The 17,456-nt window shown below is 72.9% G+C and carries 13 protein-coding genes and 1 pseudogene; 7 read left to right on the top strand and 7 right to left on the bottom strand.

Going from position 1 to position 17,456, the window contains the following annotated elements:
• Nucleotides 1–166 precede the first annotated feature (166 nt).
• Complete coding sequence (locus FYW95_RS09110) at nt 167–1,141, bottom strand: MBL fold metallo-hydrolase (protein ID WP_159943201.1); 975 nt, start codon at nt 1,139–1,141, stop codon at nt 167–169.
• Between the two features lie 108 nt (nt 1,142–1,249).
• Nucleotides 1,250–2,083, bottom strand: a complete 834-nt coding sequence (locus FYW95_RS09105; protein ID WP_236567842.1) for a serine hydrolase — start codon at nt 2,081–2,083, stop codon at nt 1,250–1,252.
• A gap of 64 nt (nt 2,084–2,147) precedes the next feature.
• On the opposite strand from FYW95_RS09105, the gene FYW95_RS09100 reads away from it, so the two are divergent.
• The 5 genes and pseudogenes from FYW95_RS09100 to FYW95_RS09080 form a co-directional block, all read left to right on the top strand.
• Entirely contained in the window at nt 2,148–3,116 is a 969-nt protein-coding gene (locus tag FYW95_RS09100) for a LysR family transcriptional regulator (protein WP_159943203.1), read from the top strand.
• A 131-nt stretch (nt 3,117–3,247) separates the two neighbouring features.
• Nucleotides 3,248–4,165 (top strand): aminoglycoside phosphotransferase family protein, encoded by a 918-nt coding sequence (locus FYW95_RS09095; RefSeq protein ID WP_159943204.1) that lies wholly within the window; start codon nt 3,248–3,250, stop codon nt 4,163–4,165.
• A 100-nt stretch (nt 4,166–4,265) separates the two neighbouring features.
• Nucleotides 4,266–5,237, top strand: coding sequence for an alpha/beta hydrolase (locus tag FYW95_RS09090; protein ID WP_159943205.1), 972 nt, complete (start codon nt 4,266–4,268; stop codon nt 5,235–5,237).
• Nucleotides 5,238–5,255: 18 nt separating this feature from the next.
• Nucleotides 5,256–6,221: a helix-turn-helix domain-containing protein gene (locus FYW95_RS09085; protein ID WP_159943206.1), complete on the top strand. Its 966-nt coding sequence runs from the start codon at nt 5,256–5,258 to the stop codon at nt 6,219–6,221.
• A gap of 466 nt (nt 6,222–6,687) precedes the next feature.
• Nucleotides 6,688–7,551, top strand: a pseudogene (locus tag FYW95_RS09080) (SDR family NAD(P)-dependent oxidoreductase); the annotation flags it as partial.
• A gap of 100 nt (nt 7,552–7,651) precedes the next feature.
• Here the strand turns inward: FYW95_RS09080 and FYW95_RS09075 are convergent.
• From FYW95_RS09075 to FYW95_RS09065, 3 genes are read right to left on the bottom strand one after another with little or no spacing between them, the layout of a single operon-like run.
• On the bottom strand, nt 7,652–8,752 hold the full coding sequence (locus FYW95_RS09075) for a type III polyketide synthase (protein ID WP_159943207.1): 1,101 nt from the start codon (nt 8,750–8,752) through the stop codon (nt 7,652–7,654).
• Nucleotides 8,749–9,942: an acyl-CoA dehydrogenase family protein gene (locus tag FYW95_RS09070; protein WP_201294774.1), complete on the bottom strand. Its 1,194-nt coding sequence runs from the start codon at nt 9,940–9,942 to the stop codon at nt 8,749–8,751. Before FYW95_RS09070 ends, FYW95_RS09075 begins: the two co-directional genes overlap by 4 nt.
• Nucleotides 9,943–9,948: 6 nt before the next feature.
• Nucleotides 9,949–10,665 (bottom strand): methyltransferase domain-containing protein, encoded by a 717-nt coding sequence (locus FYW95_RS09065; protein WP_159943209.1) that lies wholly within the window; start codon nt 10,663–10,665, stop codon nt 9,949–9,951.
• Between the two features lie 27 nt (nt 10,666–10,692).
• Here FYW95_RS09065 and FYW95_RS09060 point away from each other — a divergent pair, with 27 nt between their 5' ends.
• Nucleotides 10,693–11,529 carry a UbiA family prenyltransferase gene (locus FYW95_RS09060; RefSeq protein ID WP_159943210.1) on the top strand — a complete coding sequence of 279 codons (837 nt, stop codon included), beginning with the start codon at nt 10,693–10,695 and terminating at the stop codon, nt 11,527–11,529.
• A 446-nt stretch (nt 11,530–11,975) separates the two neighbouring features.
• Nucleotides 11,976–15,002 carry a glycosyl hydrolase gene (locus FYW95_RS09055; protein WP_159943211.1) on the top strand — a complete coding sequence of 1,009 codons (3,027 nt, stop codon included), beginning with the start codon at nt 11,976–11,978 and terminating at the stop codon, nt 15,000–15,002.
• 506 nt (nt 15,003–15,508) lie between these two features.
• On the opposite strand, the gene FYW95_RS09050 is transcribed toward FYW95_RS09055, so the two are convergent.
• Nucleotides 15,509–15,811, bottom strand: coding sequence for a WGxxGxxG family protein (locus tag FYW95_RS09050; protein ID WP_159943212.1), 303 nt, complete (start codon nt 15,809–15,811; stop codon nt 15,509–15,511).
• A gap of 491 nt (nt 15,812–16,302) precedes the next feature.
• Entirely contained in the window at nt 16,303–16,425 is a 123-nt protein-coding gene (locus FYW95_RS28610) for a hypothetical protein (protein WP_255459342.1), read from the bottom strand.
• Between the last annotated feature and the right edge of the window lie 1,031 nt (nt 16,426–17,456).

Here is a 17,456-nt window from a genome sequence, read left to right as displayed (position 1 = left end):
GGGACGGCACCGCCCGCACCCCGGACGACGCCCCGGCCGCTGGAAGGCGACGAGCCCGCCTGGAAAGGTCCGGGCCGCCGCGACCACGCCACCGCCACCCCACAAGCACCGCGGACACCGGCCCGCCCCCGACGGAAGGAGGCGCACAGCCCCCCGACCGCCCCGGCTAGAACGTGTACGGGGTCAGGTACTCGGGCACCACCACCCGGCTGCGCGGCGAGACCCGCCGCACCAGGGCGCCGAACTCCGCCACACCCATCCCCGACCCCGTACCGTCCACCGGCGGATTGGCCAACTCCCGCTCGAAGTTGTCCCAGTGCACCGGCACCACCGTCGCCGGGAACTCCAACGCCTCCAACAACCGCGGCACGTACTCGTGCGTACTGGAGGTCGAGGGCAGCGCCACCATCGCCACGTCCGGCGCCAATCCGGCCACCTCCCGCTCGGCGAAGTCACTCGCCCCCATGAAGAACACCGACGGCCCCGACGGCGGCCGCACCTGGAAGGCCAGCGTGTCCCCCTCCGGCAGATCCGCGATCGTGGCCGGAGCCTCCGGCACCCCCACCCGCACCCCCGGGAAGAGCACCGAGTGCGAGGCGTTGCGGCTGTGCCGCGAGGAGACCACCTCCACCACGCACCCGTCGAAGTCCAACACCTCCCCGCCGCGCACCGTCGACACCTGACCCGCGGGCACCCCCATCGCCTGCGCCAGGTGGTACGCGGTCAACGTGCCCACCACCCGCGCACCCGTGGCCGAGGCGATGTGCGGCACGTCCGCGAAGTGGTCCCAGTGGCAGTGCGTCACCAGCACCACGGCCCCCTCGCCCACGTCCCCGGTGTGCTCCGCCACCGCGTCCGCGTCCACAGCCAACGGCGTACGCGCGTCGAAGGAACGCCCCGGATCGAACAACCCCGTGGAGAACCGGCTGAGGAAGGGATCCACCAGCACCGGCGCCCGCCCCGGCATGTCCACCCGCCACCCGCTGGTCCCCAACCACCGGAACGAGGCCCCACCGCCCCGCCCCGCTGAGGACACCGAGGCGGTGGCCGCCGCCGCGGGCACGGGCACCCCCGCCACCAGGGACGTGAGCGCCCCGCCCGCCACCGCGCCCCGCAGGAAACCCCGTCGTCCGACCGCCATCGCCAACCTCGCTTCACACCAGGGGAGAACCGAACGGCGCACAGCCAAACACGCCCTCCGGCCAGGCGTCCAATAAGCGACAGCCCCCCTCCGATAGGCGTTCGCCTATCAGCCGCGCTCACCGCCCTCCCCACCCGCGGACCCCGACCGCAACCGGTCCACCGCCTCACGCGCCACCCGCCCCAGAGCCATGTCCGCCTCCAACGCGCCCCGACCCCCCTCACCCGCCGCGTCGGCGCCCACCGCGAACACCGCCACCGCGTACCGTCCCCCGTCCGGGTACTCCACCACCCCCGCCTCCGCCCGCAGCCCCGGAAGCGTCCCGGACTTGACGCTCACCCGCACCCCCGTCCCGAACCCCGACGCGATACGCGTCCGCGCCAACTGCGCCCCCATCAGGGACCGCACGAACGCGCACGCCCCCGGCGGCGCGGCCGCGTCGGTCCACACCAACTGCAACAACCGGGTGACATCGGCCGGAGCAGCCGAGGTCACCCGCTCCGGATCATGCTCCACCACCTGCGCAGGAGCCACCCCCAGCGCACGACTGCGCTCCAACACCTCACGCAACAAAGCACGCGGCCCACCCCGGAACCGCACACCGTCCAACCCCAGCTCACGCGCCAGCAACCGCACCGGCTCCTCCCCCACCCGGTCCAACAACAGGTCCGCCGCCGTGTTGTCGCTGATCGTCATCGCCAACCGGGCGCAGTCGCGCAACGACAACTCCGCGTCGTCGGCGAAGTCGGCCAGCCCCGAACCCCCCAGACGGTCCTCCCGCCGGGCCACCACCCGCTCGGCCGGATCCACCAGGCCCGCCACGGCCTGACGGGCGAACTCCACGGTGATGAGGATCTTGGCGACCGAGGCCAGCACGACCGGCACCCGGGCCAACCGGCCCACCTGCCCGGTACCGTCGACCTCGCGCGCGTGAAAACGCACGGAAGGGAAGTCAGAGGCTGTCACGGGCACCCAACCTAACCGCCGCCTCCGGTAGGGTCACCCCGTGGATCTGGGACGGCACCTGCGCTACTTCCTGGCCGTGGCCCGGGAACAGCACTTCGGCGCGGCCGCCACCGAGCTCGGCATCGCCCAACCCGCCCTCAGCCAGTCCGTGCGCCGCCTGGAGGAGGAACTCGGCGTCACCCTCTTCGACCGCTCCCGCCGCCGGGTCCAACTCACCCCCGCGGGACACCTGCTCATCGCTCAGGCCCGCGACCTGGTCACCGCCGAGGCCCGCCTGCGCCAGACCATGCGACGCCTGCGCGAAGGACGCCTGGACACCCTGCGCGCCGCCGTACCCCCCGGCACCCCCGCGGTGGCCCTGCGCGGCCTCGTCGAACATACGGCCCGCCAGACACCGGACATGGACGTCGACCTGTGCGAGATGACCGGCACCGCACTCCTCACGGCCCTGGCCCACGGCACCGTCGACACCGGACTGCTCACCGCCCCCTTCGAGGGCCCCGGGCTGGTCGGCCAACCGGTCCACCAGGTGGAACTGGGCGCCATCGCCCCCCGCGGCCGCCACGGCACCCCCGACACCCCCCTCCGCCTGACCGACCTGGCCGGACACGACCTCATCCTGTCCCCCCGGCGCGACGCACCCCTCTGGTTCGAACACGTCCTGGCCGTGTGCCGCGACCACGGCTGGACCCCGCCCCGCGTCCGCGAGGCCGCCGACACCGAGTTCCTCCTGGGCCTGGTCCTGGCCGACCGCGGCCTGGCCCTGGCCCCCCGCTCCGTGGCCGCCCGCCAACCCCGCCTCGCCTGGCACCCCCTGACCGGCACACCCCTGCACCGGCGCACCGAGGCCGTACGCCCCGCCGCCGACGCCCACCCCGCCGCCCCCGCCTTCGCCGAGGCCGCCGCCCGCGTCCTGGCCGACCCCGCCCCCACCGGACCCACCCTGACCAGCGCGGGCACCGAACGCCCCTGGTCCCTCGTCTACCGGCCCGACCCCGCCCACGACTGACCCCGTGCGCCGACCGCCACCGCGCGGTACGGTCAGGGAACCCACCACGGCGAGGTGTTCGGTATGCGTTAGGCCCGTGCCCCACCCACCCCTCCTTCGACCACACTCCACCACCGAAGGAGGACACCGCCATGCGCCCGAACCCCGTCACGGTCCCCCCGGCCCTGACCGCCCACCTCAACCGCTTCTTCGGCCCCGCCTGGGCCCGCGGCCTGCCCGACCTCACCGCCCGCCAGCTCCACCGCTGGCGGCTGCGCCCCACCGGCGCCCCCATGCACGGCACGGCCGCCCTCGTCGTCCCGGTCCGCCGCCCCGACGACACCCCGGCCGTCCTCAAGATCCAACCCGTGGACGAGGAGACCCGGGGCGAACCCGACGCCCTGCGCACCTGGGCGGGCCACGGCGCCGTCCGCCTGCTCGACCACGACCCCGCCACCGGCGCCCTACTGCTCGAAGCCCTGGACCCCGCCCGCACCCTGGCCGGCCTCGACATCACCGAGGCCCTCACCACCACCGGCCGCCTCCTGGCCCGCCTGCACGCCCACACCGCACCCCCGGGCCTGCGCACCCTGACCCGGGCCACCCGCGACCTCACCGCCCGCGCCACCCGCGCCCGGCTCCGCCTGCGCACCCCACGCGACCGCGACCGCCTCGCCGACCTCACCGCCCGCGCCCGCGAGATCGCCCCCGACGGCGGCGACCGCCTCCTGCACTGGGACCTGCACTACGGGAACGTGCTCGCCCCGCCCCCCGGAGCCGACCGCGAACCCTGGCTGGCCATCGACCCCAAACCCCTGGCCGGACACCCCGGCTTCGACCTGCTGCCCGCCCTGCGCAACCGCTGGCCCGAGGCCGCGGCCACCGGCGACCCCCGCCGCGAGACCCGCCGCCGCCTCGACCTGCTCACCGAGACGGCCGGAATCGACCGCGAACGCGCCCGCGCCTGGACCCTGGTCCGCGTCCTCCAGCAGTACGTGTGGAGCATCGAGGAGGGCGCGACCACCCTGCCCCGGGTACCGGTCACCATCGCCAGCGCCCTGACCGACTGACCTCCCCGACGGATGGCGGCACCCACCCGCCATCCGGCGCTGCCCCCGTCCACCGTGCCCCGACCACAATGGTGATCCACACCACTCCCCGGAGGTACTCGTGACCGTTCCCGCCCGTCCCCCCTTCGACCCCGAACTGGCCGCCGCTCTGACCCTGCTCGGTGACGCCGTCCCCACCCAGATCACCCCCGAGATGCTTCCGGCCATCCGCGCGCAGCGCGCCGAACTCCAGCTGGACCCGGGCGACCTGACCCTGGGCGGCGCCTACACCGAAACCGAGCACCACGCCCCCGGCCACGACGGCGCCGAGGTCCCCCTGCTGCTGTGGCGGCCCACCGCCCCGACCGCTCCCGCCGGTGTCCTGTACTGGATCCACGGCGGCGGCATGATCATGGGCACCCACCGCGGCCCGGAGCTGCCCGACCTGTTGGAGACCGCCCGTGAGCTCGGCCTGGCCCTGGTCTCGGTGGACTACCGCCTGGCCCCCGAGCACCCCCACCCCGCTCCGGTCGAGGACTGCTACGCGGGCCTGGCCTGGGTGGTCAAGAACGCCGCCGACCTGGGCCTGGACCCCGGGCGCGTGGTCGTGGGCGGCGCCAGCGCGGGCGGCGGACTGGCCGCCGCCACCGCCCTGCTCGCCCGCGACCGCGGCGGCCCCGCCCTGCTGGGCCAGCTTCTGCTCTATCCCATGCTCGACGACCGCAACGACACGGTCTCCGCCCGGCAGATGACCGGTGTCGGCGTGTGGGACAGCGTCGCCAACGCCACCGGGTGGGGCGCCCTGCTCGGCGACGCCGCGGGCGGCCCCGACGTCTCCCCCTACGCCGCCCCGGCCCGTGCCGAGGACCTGTCCGGGCTGCCCCCGGCCTTCCTGGACGTGGGCTCCGCCGAGACCTTCCGCGACGAGGTCGTGGACTACGCCTCCCGGATCTGGAAGGCGGGCGGCTCGGCCGAACTGCACGTGTGGCCCGGCGGCTTCCACGCCTTCGACAGTCTGGCCCCGCAGGCCGCGATCAGCCGGGACGCCGCCGCCCAGCGGCTGCCGTGGCTGCGCCGGGTCATCGGCGCCTGAGCGGGGCACCATGAGGGCATGAGAGAGCTCCTGGGCAGGATCGCGGCGTTGGACCCCGAGGCGGGTGCGGCGGTGAGGGTGATCGCCTACTTCGACGAACTCACCGGGACCGGAACGGAGCCCGTCGTGCGCGGGGCCGCCTTCCTGACCGGCGTCCCCGCCGGCCTGACCGATCACGCGCGCGGCTTGGCGCTGCGGGTGTCCCCGGACGGCGGAGTCGAGCGCGGCGTTCCCGGCCCCGACCCTTCCTGGTGCTCGGTCCGGGTGGGCGGGGCCGTGCTGTGGCTGGAGCTGGCCGGGGAGCCCGGACCGGTGGCGGCGATGGTGCTCGAACGCGCGGCTGCGGTCCTGCGGGCCCGCCTGGAGCCGACCCTGCCGATGGCAGGCGGGCGCGCCGCCCTGGCCGAGGCCCTGGTGGACCCACACCTGTCCGAGGAACAGCGTGCGCGGGCGGCCCGCAGATACGGCATCGTGCCGGGCTCGCTGGCCCGCGCGGTGGCCCTGCACGGTGGCGGTATCCGCGTCGTGGCCGCGGCCGACCGTCTCGGGGCCGAGCGGGCCGGAGTGGGTCCGGCGGTGGAGGCGCTGGCGCTGCCGTCCTCGTGGGCGGACGCACGGCGGGCGCTGCGCTTCACCGCCGAGGGCACCCGTCTGGACCCGGGCCCCCGCGTGGTGCTCGCCGAGGAACTGGGCGGGCTGCTGCTGTTGGCCGACGCGGTGCGGCCCGGAACCCCGCCGGTGGCCGACGTGGTGGCCCTGGAGCGCGTGGCGCGCGACGCCGCGCCGCTGCTGGTGGCGTTGGAGGCGGTGGCGTCCTCCCCCAGCCTGCGGGCCGCCGCGGTCCGGGCGGGGGTGCACCACTCCACTCTCCAGGAGAGCGTGGGACGGGCCGAGCGGGTGCTGGGCTGGCCCGTGCGCGAGGTGTCGGGGCGACTGCGTCTGCAGGTGGCGTTGGCCCTGCGCCGGTTGCACCGCCATCCCTGATCCGTGTTCGTCGTTGCTTCTTCCCTCTGAGGCAGGAAAGCGACAAAACAGTACCTTTACACTGTAGATTATCTATAGCCGCAAGTTCAACCGCACGTGGTCGCGCCGAACCCGGGCCCGCCCCGCGGGGCTTCGAGACGGGTTCTGCGGGGGAACGGCTGCCGCTCGGTGCGAGACGCGCCAGCAGACGGTTCCGGCGCGCACCACGGCCTCCGCCGTACCCGGCGCGAAGCACTGCGAGGTGTGACGGCGATCGCGAACAGCACCTGCTCGTGGGGGGTCGACCGCTCGCGCCCCGGACGGAGGACGCGGATGTGTTCGTGCACGCTGACCTGGGTAGCGAACGGTTCATGCGTGCTACGAACGGAAACGGCGTGGTCTTCGTGAGCGGCGCTTCGAGCGGCACGGCCGTGCGACCGCTCATGCCTTCGCCGAACGCGGGGCCAGCCTCGTTCTCGCCGCTCGCGGTGTACAGGGCCTGAAGGAGACGGCGCGGGAGTGTGAGCGGCGAGGCGGTACGGCGCTCGTGGTGCCCACCGACGTCGGCGGCGAAGACGCCGTGCGGGCCCTTGCCCGCGCCGCGGTCGAACGCTTCGGCCGCATCGACGTCTGGGTCAACAATGCCTTGGTGCTGAGTTACGGCACCTTCGAGCAGACTCCGTCAGAGGTCTTCCGCCAAGTCGTCCAAACGAACCTGTTCGGGCAGACACACGGGGCTCGGGCGGTCCTGCCGCGGTTTCGCGCGCAGGGCGCCGGCGTCCTCGTCAATGTCGCGTCCCTGTACGGAAGGATGGGATCTCCGTACCTCTCGCCGTACGTCACCAGCAAGTTCGGCCTGGTCGGGTTCTCGGAGGTGCTCCGCCAGGAGCTGCGCGGAAGCGACGGGATCGCTGTGTGCACCGTTCTCCCGGGCTCGTTCGACACCCCGATCTACCGCCAGGCGGTCAACTACACCGGCCGCGAAGCCGGACCGGTGCCCCCGGTCGGTGATCCCGTGCGGGTGGCCGCGGCGATCGTCGGCACTGTCGAGAGGCCCCGAAGGGAGATCGTCGTGGGCCGGACCCACCAGGCCGTCTCCTGGGCGCACACGGTGCTGCCGTGGTTGTACGACAGGGCGGTCGGACCGGTGATGGAGCAGGTGGCGCTGCGCGGGGGACGGGCCCCCGCCGGGCCCGGAACCGTCTTCGCCCCGCGGCCCGGGGACGACGCGGTCAGCGGCGGGTGGCGCCAGGCACGAAGGCGTCTCCTGGTCAGGGCCGCCGTCGTCGTGGGAGCGGCAGCAGCCCGTGTCGCCGTGTGGAGATCGACGACGGGCGGGAGACAGTGGTGACGGTCGAAATCCGGGACGGCGCGGGGGCTCGGCGAATCCGGGTCCTCCTCCCCGGCCGCCACCGCGTCGCCGGTCTTGTTCGCCCTCCCCGGACTCACGCTCACAAGGTGGGCGGAACAGGCGTGTCCCGGGTTCCGGACGCGGCGCGGAGCAGGGCCGTGTAGAGGGTCAGTCCCGGCCCGAAGGCCATCGCCACCACCGGACCGCCACCGTCGCTGAGCACGCCGCTGCCGAGCATCTCCTCCAGGACGAGCGGCAGGGTCGCCGATGAGCAGTTGCCGTGCTCGGCGAGCACGGTACGGGAGGCCGCCAGCGTGTGTGCGGGCAGAGCCAGCCGCTCCTGGACGGTGTCCAGGATGCGTGGTCCGCCCGGGTGCACCGCCCACCCCCTCACGTCGGGCAGGTCGAGCCCGTTCCGGGACAACAGGTCCTTGACCACCGGACGTACGTGCTCGGCCAGCACGTCGGGTACCCGCGCGGACAGTTCCATGCGAAAGCCCAGGTCGGTGATCTTCCAGGTCATGTGATCACTGGTGCCCGGGTCGGTGAGCGCCGCGATGTCCACCAGTTCCAGCCGGGGCGGGCGGGCGTCCGGACCGACCCCGGCCCACGGCCGGAGTACGAGGGCCACGGCGGCGTCACCGAACAGGGCGTGCGAGACCACCTGCTGCGGATCGTTCGTCGGCGGTTGCAGGTGCAGCGAGGTGAGTTCGAGGCAGAGCAGCACGGCGGTCCGCCGGCGGGCCACCACGAAGTCCGCCGCGCTGCCCAGCGCGGGCAGTGCCGCGTAACATCCCATGTGCCCGATGAGCAGGCGCTGCGTGTCCGGTCGCAGTTCCAGCGACGCGGCCAGCTGGATGTCGAGTCCGGGGGTGCTGTAGCCGGTGCAGGAGGCGACCGCGAGCAGTCCGACGTCGTCAGCGGTGATCCCGGCGTGGGCCATGGCGGCCGTCACGGCCCGGTGGCCCAGGGGCCAGGCCTCCTCGGTGTAGCGCCGCATCCGCGTGGCGGTCGACCAGCCCGACACGTCCTCGGTGAGGGGGTTGACAACGGTGTGCCGGCGGCGAACACCCGCGCCGGCGAAGATTCTCCGCGCGGTTCGGCTCTGGGCGAAGTGCCGGTGGAAGAACTCCTCCCACAGCACCCGCTGTTCCGCGGCTCCGGGCAGTGCCGAGCCCAGTCCGGCGATCACGGCGGTCACCACCGCGGCACCTCCGTGTCGTGGTCGGGGTCGCCGTCCAGGGCCGCGACGCCGAGCCAGTCGGCGCAGACGTCGGAGGTGGCGGGCTGCAGTGCGCCACAGCGGGCGTCGCGGTAGATCCGTTCCAGCGGATGCCCGCGCCGGGTGGCCGAGGCACCTGCGGCCTCGAGGACGGAGGAGGCCACCCGGGCCGCGGTGTCGCCCGCGATCAGTTTGGCCCGCCACACCCAGCGGTTGGTTTCCGGGGTTCCCGGCCGCTCGGTCACCCGGCGGGCAGCCTCGGTGACGACCAGCGCGGCGGCGGAGACTGCGGCATCGGCCCGGCCGACGCGCGAGCGCACGGTCGGCAGTGTGTGGAGTCCCCGCTCCCTGAGGTGGGCATTGCCCGCGTCGAGCGCCGCACGTGCCACCCCGACGTAGACCGCGGCGTAGGAGGCCACCAGCCACTGCGGCATGGCCTCGGCCAGCAGCACCGTCACCCCCTCGACACCGCCGAGCAGTGCTCCCGGCCCGACCTCGGCGTCGAAGTGGACGTCATGGCTTCCGGTGGCCCGCATCCCCATGGAGTCCCACGTGGGCTCCACCCGCGTGCCGCTGTCCGCCGGCACCAGGAAGTAGGACACCCGGGTCTCCGGGGCTTCTGCGTCCCTGGCGGTCACCAGGTAGGCACCGACGTGTCCGGCGCCGGAGACGAAGGCCTTGCTTCCCGTGACACGGAACCCTCCGCCGGTCCTGCGGTAGACGGTGGAGGTGCGCGACAGGCGCGATCCGGCGCCGCGCTCGCTCATCGCGACGGCGTACAGGGTGCCCGAGACGGCTTCCGCGAGAAGCCGGTCGCGTGCGGTGAAGAAGCTCTCGGGCGCGCCCAGCTGCCGGACCAGTTCATCGGGGGTGTGGGCCAGCGCGCCGGTCACCGAGGAGTGCATGTTGAAGATCAGGGCGGTGGCACCCGATCCGCGTGCGAGTTCGGTCGCGACGTCCGTGTAGTCAGCGAAGGAGGCCCCGCATCCGCCGAGCCGCGCGGGCACCATCAGACCGAACAGGCCGCGTTCGCGCAGATCCTCGAAGTCAGCCTCGGGGAACCTCCCCGACGTGTCGTGGACCGCGGCCCTCGCGGCCAGTCGGGGTGCCAGCTCGCGGGCCGCGGCGAGCGCGGACTCCGGATCGGTGACGGGGGAAGCAGAAGACAACGCCATTCACTCCTCTTTGCGGCCACAGCCTTGGAACAGCACCGCCGTGGTCGCCACCGGAAGCATCCGCACCGACTTCCGACACCCGAACGCCCAGGTCAGCAGATCCATCATCGAGGGACGGATACCCCGCAACACGACGCGTACACCCGACCGGGCGCATGCGTCGACCAGGAGCACGCGGTCAACCAGCAGCCCGGGGTCGTGCACGCCCCTGGGGGCGAGCCCCGGCACGCGTTCGGCGACGCCGATCGCCAACCACCGGCACAGCGCGGTGTCCGCCAGGGTGTCCAGTACGAGCAGGCCTCCGGGACGCAGCAGGCGGCACGCCTCCGCCACCGCCACCGGCAGGTCGGTGACGTGCTCGAAGATCTCTCCGGCGACGACGACGTCCGCGCAGCCAGCAGCCAGCGGGACGGCGAGCACGTCACCCCGCGCACCGTGCACGCCGTGCTGCCCGGCCTGTCGCAGCGCGCTCGACGAGAGGTCCACCCCGACGTGCCGGTACCCCTTACCAGTCAGGTGCGGCGCCAGCAGGCCGGCGCCGCAGCCCAGGTCCACCAACACCGCGCCGGGCCGCGGCGCGGGAGGCACCAGGGAACCGCGGGCGGCGGCCAGCCAGTGCAGCATGGCGAAGACTCCCCGCGGATCCCACCACTGGTCGGCGAGGACCTCGTACAGCTCCGGGTCGTTGCGGCGCAGGGGCGGTTCAGCGGGTGCCATGGGCTCAGACTGACACAATGGTTTCCCATGCGACACCTTGCGGCGACGCCGTTGGCACTGGTCCGGGCCGCGCACCCGCTGCCCTCACTGACGGTCACCGCGGTCGCCACCGGGATGGCGGCGGTCTCCGGCCGAGAGTCCGGGGAGCTGGTGACCGTGGCCGCTGCGGTGTTGGCCGGGCAACTGTCCGTGGGCTGGCTCAACGACCTGGTGGACGCGCCGCGCGACGCCCGCGTGGGCCGCGTCGACAAACCGGTGGCCACGGGTGAGCTCTCCCGGCGCGTGGTGTTCGTAGGCGTGTTGGTCTCGGCCTTGGCCGCGGTGGCCCTGTCGCTGTCCTCCGGTGTGCTCGCGGCGGCGGCGCACCTGACCGCACTGGGTTTCGCGTGGGCCTACGACCTGGGAGTCAAGTCCAGCGCGCTGTCGGTACTGCCCTATGCGGTGTCGTTCGGGCTGCTTCCGGCGTTCGTGGTCCTCGGCCTGCCCGGAGCACCGCTGCCGCCCGCATGGTTGGTGCTCGCCGCGGCGTCGCTGGGATGCGCGGCGCACTTCACCAACGTACTGCCCGATCTCGACGATGACCTGGCCACCGGTGTGCGCGGGCTACCGCACCGGATGGGCGCCGCCGCAAGCCACGCGGCGGCGGCGTCGCTGATTCTGGCCGCCTCGGTGCTGCTGGTGCTCGGGCCGCCCGGCGCCGTCTCGGGGGTGGGCCTGGCGGCGCTGCCCGCCGCCGTGCTGATCCTCGCCGTGGGGTTGGCCGTGGGCCGCCGTCCGGGGTCACCGGCCGCGTTCCGCGCGGTACTGCTGGTCGCGCTGATCGACGTGGCGCTGCTGCTGACGGCCGGCACGCAGCTGGAATAACGCGGCCACCGGCTGGGCCGACCGCGCCGCGAGGACCAGACCGGGTTCCCGGAGAGCCCGCCTCGAGACCGGTGGCGTACTCGGCCGGACGCTCGCGGCGGGTGAGAACGCAGGCGCTGCCGAGCATGGCCAGGGGACGGGGCTCCCCGGTCCATCGGTCGACGGCTCGTCCCCCACAGGCCGGTGAAACCCACCTGAGCAAAACGTTCTTATAACGTCGCTCTTTCACCTGCGATCGCACTACGCACGGAAAGGGCTTGGTCACAAGGATGGCTTGACGGAGGGGTAAAGTTTTTTCCGTGCAGCCATTGACTATCGAGGGGATGTATTGGAAACTTCGTTGAAACGTTTTAAGACCCTTTTCCAACCGGGTCCCGCGTGTGCGCGCACGATTCCCCCTGTCCCCCTCCGCGCCCTGCTTCAACGAGCGCAGGAAGGAAATCCCCATGCCCCACACACCACCGCCCACAGGGCGCCCGCGCTCCGGCTTCACCCCGACACGCCGCCTGTTTCTGGGGATGAGCGCCGCCGCGGGTACGGCCGCTGCCCTGCCGACCGCCCTCGGCACACCCGCTGCCGCGGCGGCCCCGCAGGCCTTCACCAGCGGCTTCGAGGCTCCGGCGGCCGCGGCCCGGGCCAAGTTCCGCTGGTGGTGGCCGCACGGCCTGGTCGACCCCCAGGAGGTGGCCCGCGAGATCGACCATGCCGCGGACGCCGGGTTCGGCGGCATGGAGGTGGCCGACGTCCACCACAGTTCCTCGGAACCGCTCGACCCCGAGGGACACGGCTGGGGCACCGGGCCCTGGCGCGAAGCCGTGAAGGCGGCCCTGTCCCGGGCCGAGGAGCGCGGGATCGTCGTCGACATGACCATCGGCCCGTCGTGGCCCGCCGCGGTGCCCACCCTGACCCCGCAGGACCGGGCCGCCGTGCGCGAGCTCGCCCACGGCGTGCGCTATCTCGCCTCCGGCGAGGAGACCTCGGGCGTCCTGCCCGAGCCCGTGGCGGAACCCGGGCACGGGGTCGAGTCGCGCCGCCTCTTCGCGGTGCAGGCGGTACGCCTGGCCGACGGCGCCTCGCCCGAGGACAAGCGCACCGCCCTGAAGGCCGACACCCTGCAGGACCTGACCGCGTCGGTACAGGGTGAGGAGCTGACCTGGACCGCCCCGGGAGAGGGGGACGGCTCCACCTGGGCCCTCATCGCCTACTGGGAACGCGGTTCGGGCCAGCGCCCCGAGGGCGGACCGCACACCGAGCCGATCTCCTACGTGGTCGACCACTTCAGCAGCGCCGGTGCCCGGGCGATCATCGACTTCTGGGAGGAGAACGTCCTCACCTCCGAGATCCGCTCCCTCCTCCGGGGACCCGCGGGCGGGGCGATCTTCGAGGACTCCATCGAGATGGAGACCGACGCGACCCTGTGGACGCACGACCTGCCCTCCGCCTTCGAGGACCACCACGGCTACGACCTGATGCCCTACCTGCCCGTCCTCGTGCGCGTGGACGAGGACCAGGTCTTCTCCTTCGGCCCCGACACCGACCGCCGGGCGCTGAACGACTTCAACGACCTGCTCTCGCGGCTCTACATCGACCACCACATCACCCCCCTCCAGGAGTGGGCGCACGGGCTCGGGATGGGCTACCGGATCCAGCCCTACGGCCTGCAGACCGACGCCGTGGCCAAGGCCGCCATCGTCGACACCGCCGAGGGCGAGTCCCTGGGGTTCAAGAACCTCGACGACTTCCGCTCCCTGGCCGGCGGGCGCGACCTGGGCGGCAAGAAGGTGCTCAGCAGCGAGGCGGGCGCCGTCTACGGCGGTTCCTACAGCACCACCTGGCAGCGGACCGTGCGCACCATCGCGCGCGAGTACGCCGCGGGCGTGAACATGGCGGTCCTGCACGGGTTCTCCTACGCCGACGCGCCGGGAGCGCAGTGGCCGGGGTTCGCCGCCTTCACCCCCTACAGCGGCGGGGTCGGCTACAGCGAGTCCTGGGGGCCGCGCCACCCCACCTGGCAGCACGTGTCCGACGTCTCCGGCTTCTTCGCCCGGGCCCAGCACACCCTCCAGTCGGGCACCTCGACGGTCGATGTGGCGTTCCTGCGCCAGAAGGGCTACGCCGGCTCGGGCTTCGGCGCCGCCTACTTCAGCAAGGAGGGGGTGCGCCACGGCTGGACGCACCAGTTCGTCAGCCCCCGTCTGCTCCGCATCACCGATCCCCGGGTGGAGGGGGGACGACTGGCCCCCGAGGGCCCCGCCTACAGCCTGCTGGTCTTCGAGGGGGACGCGTTCAGCGGACGACTGCCCACCATGGAGCTGGAGACCGCTCAGCGGATGGTGGGGTACGCCCGGTCGGGGCTGAAGATCCTCATCGTCGGCGACTGGAGCGCACCGCAGGAGCCGGGAACCGACCAGAGCTCGGCCGAGGAGCTGGCCCGGGCCATGGAGGAGCTGCTCGCCGAGCCCAGCGTGCACCGGGTCGACACCCGCGAGGACATCCCAGACGGGCTGGCGGCGCTGGACGCCCGTCCCGCCGTCTCCTACGCCCAGGGCTCCCCGCTGCTGCACGCGCGGCGACGGGACGACGGGCTGGAGCTGTACTACTTCACCAACGGCTCCGACTCCGAGACCGTCGACCACCGGGTCACCCTCCCCGTCGGCACCGACCACGCCTACCCCTTCGCGCTGGACCTGTGGAGCGGGCGGATCACCCCCCTGCCCGAGCACACGCGCGGCGACGGAACGGTCGAGGTCGGAGTGCGCCTGGCCCCGGGGGCCTCGACGGTCATCGCCCTGGCCCCGCCCGCGTGGGCGGCCGGTCACGGAGAGCCGGGGCAGAAGATGCCGCCGGGACGCCTGAAGAAGTTGCGCGTGGACAGCACCGACGCGGACGAGGTGCGGGTGGAGGGCGGGAAGGCCGTGGTCCGGGCTTCCTCGGCGGGCACCTACACCACCGTGCTCTCCGACGGGAGCACCTCCTCCACGACCATAGACTCCGTCGGCGACCCCGCCGAACTGGCCTCCTGGGAACTGGAGGTCGAGGACTGGCGGCCGGGATCCTCGACCACCGCCACCGAGGTGGTCCTGCACGAGCGCTCCCTGTCCTCCCTCGTGCCCTGGCGGGAGATCGAGGGCCTGGCCGACACCTCCGGTATCGGCCGCTACACCGCCACCGTCGACCTGGGCGGGGGGTGGACCGGAGGCCACGGCGCGTACCTGGACCTGGGCCGGGTGAGCGACACCTTCCGCGTCACGGTCAACGGTACCGACCTGCCTCCCTGCGACCAGCAGGACACGGTGATCGACATCGGCCCCTGGCTGCGCAGCGGTTCCAACAAGATCCAGGTCGAGGTGGCCACCACCCTGATCAACCGTATGCGGGCCTTCCGTCCCGACGTCTACGGCGGCGTGTCCCGGCAGGACTACGGCCTGCTGGGCCCGGTGCGGCTGTTGCCCTACGGCCAGGCCGAAATGTGACCGCCCCCGTCCGGGGGCGCACAGCGCATCGCCGGACGGGCACGGCGGCCTCCCGGCGCCCCCGCGGACCCGGCCTGCGGGGGCGCCCGCACCGTGGGGAGGGCCGCGGGACGTGCCCCGCGGCCCTCCCCGGCACCGCCGTCGTCAGGGGCGCGACGGTTCCACGGGACGCATGGCCTCGGCGATCCAGTCACAGGGACGGAGCCGTGGTCCTCCACGGCCGCGGTTCCGTTGACCGACGCGACCAGGGACAGGTACCTGCCGTGGGTGTCGTCGTCCCGCGGCTGACGTCCAGCTGGTCCCCGACGCGGGCGATGGCCCACTCCCGCGTGGCCGCGCTCCGACGGGCCTCCGTCGCCGTGCTCGTGGCACGTTCGCGCAGTCCGTCGGAGTGGTTCCTCGGTGCTGGCATGTCTTTCACCCCTTCCCTGTCTGGGAACAGGATCCGGTACAGCCAGCGCCCCCGTCACACCCGGTAGGAGACACCACCAGCCAAGCCGCCGCTGCTACGGCGTTCCGCGGTTCGAGGACGAACCACCGTAGGACTGCCGTCCCTTACGCAGGCCGAGCAGCCCCAGGAGGCCGAGCAGCCCAAGCAGGCCCCACAGGCCCCAGTCCCCCTCCTCGTTGCCCTCGTTGGTGTTGGTGCCGGCGTTGGTGCCGCTGCCCGGCTCCGCCTCCGATGCGTGACCGGCCGAGGCGACGGCCACCCGTTCCGCTACCGCCGTACCGGCTGAGGCGGACTCGGCGGCGAGCGGAGCCGTTACCAGTGCAACGGCCAGACCAAATGTGAGAAAGACCTTTTTCATAACTCTCCCAAAACCTTGGAAACGGTTCTCGATTGTGCCCTCTGGCAGCCTGGCCACACAAGCACTCCCTCTCCGTTTCCCCCAGAACGAAGAGGCAAACCCGCCCCACCCCGATCAGACGGAAAACCATCGCAAACCGCGGAACGAAAGCATACTGCGATGAACAGGATGCCCTGGTTCGTTCATTTTTGGCACCGCTGACGCCGAAGCTTCGGAAACCCCAATTCCAGCATGTTTGCGTGAAAATCGTCGGAATTTAAACTTTCAGGGAGCTCGGAAGAAGATCCCGATTCCATGGCTATCGCCGCTTGACTGGCAGTCGGCGGTCTGTGTCGGGACGTGTGGAGCTCCTGTGAACGGATTTCGGGGGGCTGCCATGGACGCCACCGGCAAACGGCGCCGCCCTGTGGTCGCCGTCCTGCTCGAACAGGGTCGGATCGCCCACTGCTCAGCGTGACCGTCCGCGCGGTCAACCGCGAGCACCGCGGTCGTCAGGGGCGCGACGGTTCCACGGAGCGCATGGCCTCGGCGATCCAGGCGTAGGGGACGGAGTCGTGGTCCTCCTCGGCGGCCTGCCGCAGGAGGTCGGGGAGCCGGCGGCATCCCTTGGCCATCCGGTCCCGGACCTCGGGGGTGAGCGTTGTGCGGACAGCGCGGTGGCCGCCTCCATGGACCGTGTGGCGGCCCGCTGGGCCCGGGAGGCGCGGGGGACTCTCCGGCACGGTGGGCGGCGAGGAGGTCCTCCACGAGCGGGACCCCGCTCACGTGCACGAAGTCCTGGAACGGCTCGGTCGCGAGGGTCCTGGCCTCCGGTGCGGAGTAGGCCTCTCGCAGGTAGGCGCGGACCGCGTCGCGAAACGCCGGGCCCGACACCAGGCCGGCCAGTTCGATCCAGGCCTCCAGCTGGGCCGCCGTGGGGTCCGCGGGCAGGACCGTGCGCATCTCCCGCAACCGGCCGACGAAACCCTCCGGGACGTCCAGGCCCTCGCCGACCTCGTTCCAGAAGTCGTCGACGGCCTGTTCCCGTTCCTCGTCCGTCATCGAGACGAGCTTGTGCATCAGGTCGGCCCGAACGGTCTCACCGCCCTGTTCGACCAGGGTCCTGAGCACCGCCAGCCCGGCCCGCAGGGTGCGTTCCTGGTGCTCGACGATCTCCAGGTGCGTGGTGAGCAGAGCGTGCGGGGTCGTACCGCCCTCGATCAGGCGGCGGATCTCGGCCAGGTCGGTGTCGAGCTCACGCAGGGTCCGGACGAGTTCCAGCCGGGCGATGGCGTCAACGCCGTACATCCGGCGACCGGCTACAGCTCGTGGTCGTTCATACGGCCCACTGTGCTACCTCAAGCCGTTTGAGGCGAAGTCGGTTGCCGAGGGTTCCCCGGCCGTGGAGGGCCGTGTCGACCACCGCCTGGCGGTCGACCAGGAGCTTGACGGCCGACCGCACGCCGGGGTCGTCGAAGGCTCCAGGGCGGTGTTCACGTGCGGGGCCGGGAAGCCGGGGACGGAGGCGCCCCGCCCGGCGGGGCGGGAGGTTTTCAGGGGTGTCTGGGAAACGGTCGTCGGAGCGGTCTTCCCCGGGGCCTCTCCCCCAGCCGGAAACGTGTGGTGGGTGCGGCTGGCCCGTGGGAGGCGAAGTGCGGTAGCAACG

The organism is Nocardiopsis sp. FR4 (genome assembly GCF_009830945.1).
Taxonomy (GTDB): Bacteria; Actinomycetota; Actinomycetes; order Streptosporangiales; family Streptosporangiaceae; genus Nocardiopsis.
The sequence above is the reverse complement of the archived record's forward strand: the minus strand, read 5'-3'. Positions and strand labels throughout refer to the sequence as shown.